5 protein-coding genes are annotated in these 4,452 nt (G+C 70.8%); all 5 read left to right on the top strand.

The annotated features are described in order from the left end of the window. Positions 1-732, top strand: a 732-nt coding sequence (locus B9S61_RS18625; RefSeq protein WP_103543281.1) for a sugar phosphate nucleotidyltransferase, incomplete at its 5' end; no start/stop codon positions are given. After that, positions 720-1,781: an iron-containing alcohol dehydrogenase family protein gene (locus B9S61_RS18630; RefSeq protein WP_103543282.1), complete on the top strand. Its 1,062-nt coding sequence runs from the start codon at positions 720-722 to the stop codon at positions 1,779-1,781. The genes B9S61_RS18625 and B9S61_RS18630, both read left to right, overlap by 13 nt. 13 nt (positions 1,782-1,794) lie before the next feature. Next, complete coding sequence (locus B9S61_RS18635) at positions 1,795-2,538, top strand: CDP-alcohol phosphatidyltransferase family protein (RefSeq protein ID WP_103543283.1); 744 nt, start codon at positions 1,795-1,797, stop codon at positions 2,536-2,538. Positions 2,539-2,573: 35 nt separating this feature from the next. Then, positions 2,574-3,419, top strand: a complete 846-nt coding sequence (locus tag B9S61_RS18640) for a glycosyltransferase family 2 protein (protein WP_103543285.1) — start codon at positions 2,574-2,576, stop codon at positions 3,417-3,419. A 96-nt stretch (positions 3,420-3,515) separates the two neighbouring features. Next, positions 3,516-4,451, top strand: coding sequence for an ABC transporter permease (locus B9S61_RS18645; protein WP_103543284.1), 936 nt, complete (start codon positions 3,516-3,518; stop codon positions 4,449-4,451). Position 4,452 lies beyond the last annotated feature (1 nt).

The following is a 4,452-nucleotide window of genomic DNA, read 5'->3' on the forward strand; positions in this document are numbered from 1 at the left end:
GCCGGCGCCGGACGCCGTCTGCGCCCCTACACCGACACCCTGCCCAAGGCGCTGGTGCCGGTGGGGCCCGCGGGCATAGAAGGCGAGCCCACGGTCCTGGACCTGACCCTCGCCAACTTCGCCGAGATCGGGCTGACCGAGGTCGGTGTCATCGTCGGCTACCGCAAGGAAGCCGTGTACGAGCGCCGGGCGGCCCTGGAGGCGAAGTACGGGCTGAAGCTGACGCTGATCGACAACGACAAGGCCGAGGAGTGGAACAACGCCTACTCCCTGTGGTGCGGGCGTGACGCCCTCGCGGACGGGGTGATCCTGGCCAACGGCGACACCGTGCACCCGGTGTCGGTGGAGAGGACGCTGCTGGCCGCGCGCGGTGACGGCAGGCGGATCATCCTGGCGCTGGACACGGTGAAGAAGCTCGCGGACGAGGAGATGAAGGTCGTCGTCGATCCGGAGAAGGGGATGACGAGGATCACCAAGCTGATGGACCCGGCGGAGGCGACCGGTGAGTACATCGGTGTCACGCTGATCGAGGGCGAGGCGGCGGGTGAGCTGGCGGACGCGCTGAAGACGACGTTCGAGCGGGACCCGCAGCTGTACTACGAGGACGGTTACCAGGAGCTGGTGAACCGCGGTTTCCGGATCGACGTGGCGCCGATCGGTGACGTTGCGTGGGTCGAGATCGACAACCACGACGACCTCGCCCGCGGACGGGAGATCGCGTGCCAGTACTGACCCGGCTCATTCCGTCGCCGGTCGTCGTCGACATCCGCCCCGGTGCCCTCGACGACCTGGCCTGTGTCCTCGCCGACGAGCGCATCTCGCAGTCGGGCCGGCTCGCCATCGCCGTCAGCGGCGGCTCCGGCGCCCGGCTGCGGGAGCGGATCGCGCCCTCGCTGCCCGGTGCCACCTGGTTCGAGGTGGGCGGCGGCACCATCGACGACGCGGTCCGGCTGGCGGGCGACATGCGGGGCGGCCACTACGACGCGGTCGTCGGACTCGGCGGCGGAAAGATCATCGACTGCGCCAAGTTCGCGGCGGCGCGCGTCGGCCTGCCCCTGGTCGCCGTGGCCACCAACCTGGCGCACGACGGCCTGTGCTCGCCGGTCGCGACCCTGGACAACGACGCCGGCCGGGGCTCGTACGGGGTGCCGAACCCGATCGCGGTCGTCATCGACCTCAACGTCGTTCGTGAGGCCCCCGTCCGGTACGTACGCTCCGGTATCGGCGACGTCATCTCCAACGTCTCCGCCGTCGCGGACTGGGAGCTGTCCCACCGCGTCAACGGCGAGAAGATCGACGGGCTCGCCGCCGCCATGGCCCGCCAGGCCGGCGAGGCCGTGCTGCGCCACCCCGGCGGAGTGGGCGACGACGGCTTCCTCCAGGTACTGGCCGAGGCCCTGGTCCTCACCGGCATCGCCATGTCGGTGTCCGGCGACTCCCGCCCCTCCTCCGGCGCCTGCCACGAGATCAACCACGCCTTCGACCTGCTCTACCCCAGGCGGGCCGCCGCCCACGGCGAGCAGTGCGGACTGGGCGCCGCCTTCGCGATGTATCTGCGCGGCGCGCACGAGGAGTCGGCCGCCATGGCCGAGGTGCTGCGCCGGCACGGGCTGCCGGTGCTGCCGGAGGAGATCGGGTTCACGGTGGACGAGTTCGTCCGCGTCGTGGAGTTCGCCCCCGAGACCCGGCCCGGCCGCTTCACCATCCTCGAGCATCTCGACCTGAAGACCGAACAGATCAAGGACGTCTACGCCGACTATGTCAAGGCCATCGGTAGCTGAACTCCGTCCGGTCGTGCACCCCGCCGGGGTCAAGGACCGACGCAGCGGTGAGCACTGGATGGGGCGCCTCTACATGCGCGAGGTGTCCCTGCGGGTGGACCGCTACCTGGTGAACACCAGGGTCACGCCCAATCAGCTCACCTACCTGATGACCGTCTTCGGTGTCCTCGCGGCCCCGGCCCTGTTGGTGCCGGGGATCGCGGGAGCCGTCCTCGGCGTGGTCATGGTCCAGCTGTACCTTCTGCTGGACTGCGTCGACGGCGAGGTCGCCCGCTGGAAGAAGCAGTACTCGCTCAGCGGTGTCTACCTGGACCGGGTCGGCGCCTACCTGTGCGACGCCGCCGTCCTGGTCGGACTCGGCCTGCGCGCCGCCGACCCGTGGGGCTCCGGGCGCGTCGACTGGCTGTGGGCCTTCCTCGGCACCCTCGCGGCGCTCGGCGCGATCCTGGTCAAGGCCGAGACCGACCTGGTGGGCGTCGCCCGCCACCAGGGCGGACTGCCCCCGGTGAAGGAGACCGCGTCCGAACCGCGCTCCTCCGGCATGGCGCTGGCCCGCAGGGCCGCCGCCGCGGTCGGATTCCACCGGCTCATCCTCGGTATCGAGGCGTCCCTGCTGATCCTGCTCCTCGCGATCCTGGACGCCACCCGGGGCGACCTGTTCTTCACCCGGCTCGGCACCGCCGTACTCGCCGGCATCGCGCTGCTGCAGACCGTGCTGCACCTGGTCTCCGTCCTCGCCTCGAGCAGGCTGAAGTGAGCCCCGCACCGAAGGTCGGCGCGGTGATCATCACCATGGGCAACCGCCCCGCCGAACTGCGCGCCCTGCTGGACTCGGTCGCCGGGCAGGACGGCGACCCGGTCCAGGTCGTGGTGGTCGGCAACGGCTCGCCCGTCCCGGAGGTCCCCGCGGGCGTGCGCACCGTGGAACTGCCGGAGAACCTCGGCATCCCCGGCGGCCGCAACACCGGCATCGAGGCGTTCGGACCGGGCGGGCGGGACGTCGACATCCTGCTGTTCCTCGACGACGACGGCCTGCTCGCCCGCCCCGACACCGCCGAGCTGTGCCGCGAGGCCTTCACGGCCGACCCGGCGCTCGGCATCATCAGCTTCCGCATCGCCGACCCGGAGACCGGTGCCACCCAGCGCCGCCACGTGCCCCGGCTGCGCGCCTCCGACCCGATGCGCTCCTCCCGCGTGACCACCTTCCTCGGCGGCGCCAACGCCGTACGCACCGCGGTCCTCGCCGAGGTCGGCGGACTGCCGGACGCGTTCTTCTACGCCCATGAGGAGACCGATCTGGCCTGGCGGGCCCTCGACGCCGGCTGGATGATCGACTACCGGTCCGACATGGTGCTGTACCACCCGGCGACCGCCCCCTCACGGCACGCGGTCTACCACCGCATGGTCGCCCGCAACCGGGTCTGGCTCGCCCGCCGCAACCTCCCCGCCCTCCTCGTCCCGGTCTACCTGGGCGTCTGGGTCCTCCTCACCCTGCTGCGCCGTCCCTCCCGCGCGGCCCTGAAGGCCTGGTTCGGCGGTTTCCGGGAGGGGCTGACCACCCCCTGCGGGTCCCGCAGGCCCATGAAGTGGCGTACGGTGTGGCGGCTGACCCGACTGGGCCGGCCCCCCGTGATCTGACAAGCTCGTGTCCGGCACATCGGGGCCGCACGAGGCTCCCCGGCTCATGCGGGCCCGCCCGGGCCACGCATCTCGAGGACGAAAGTACTTCCACCAGTGAGTGAGACAACGCATGACGGCACGGTCGCGGCCACCGCGCCGGTGTCGCCCGACGAGGGCCTCACGGCATCCGAGCTGGCCGCCAGGTACGGCCTCACGGTCAGCGGCGCCCGGCCGTCCCTCGGCGCGTACGTGCGTCAGCTCTGGGGGCGGCGGCACTTCATCGTCGCCTTCTCGCAGGCGAAGCTCACCGCCCAGTACAGCCAGGCCAAGCTCGGCCAGTTGTGGCAGGTGGCGACGCCGCTGCTGAACGCGGCGGTGTACTTCTTCATCTTCGGTCTGCTGCTGGGCGCCAACCGGGGCATTCCGAGTGATGTGTACGTGCCGTTCCTGGTGACGGGCGTGTTCGTGTTCACGTTCACGCAGAGCTCGGTGCTGGCCGGTGTGCGGGCCATCTCCGGCAACCTGGGCCTGGTGCGGGCGCTGCACTTCCCGCGGGCCTCGCTGCCGATCTCGTTCGCGCTCCAGCAGCTCCAGCAGCTGCTGTTCTCCATGATCGTGCTGGTCGTCATCATGCTGGCCTTCGGTAACCTCCCGGGCCTGTCGTGGCTGCTGGTGGTGCCCGCGCTGACGCTGCAGTTCGTGTTCAACACCGGTCTCGCGCTGGTCTTCGCGCGGATGGGCAGCAAGACGCCCGACCTGGCGCAGCTGATGCCGTTCGTGCTGCGTACCTGGATGTACGCCTCGGGCGTGATGTTCAGCATCCCGGCGATGCTGCGCGACAAGGACGTCCCCGGCCGGCTGGCCGACGTGCTGCAGTGGAACCCGGCGGCGGTCTACATGGACCTGGTCCGCTTCGCGCTGATCGACGACTACGGAACCTCCTACCTGCCCCCGCACGTGTGGGCGTTCGCGGTGGGCTGGGCACTGCTGGCCGGCGCGGCCGGTTTCGTCTACTTCTGGAAGTCCGAGGAGAGGTACGGCCGTGGCTGAC

It is taken from the genome of Streptomyces sp. SM1 (genome assembly GCF_002910825.1).
Taxonomy (GTDB): Bacteria; Actinomycetota; Actinomycetes; order Streptomycetales; family Streptomycetaceae; genus Streptomyces; species Streptomyces okerensis.

Coding starts and splice junctions, on each gene's coding strand:
- B9S61_RS18640 (WP_103543285.1), top strand. CDS start 2,574: ATGGGCAACCGCCCCGCCGAACTGCGCGCCCTGCTGGACTCGGTCGCC.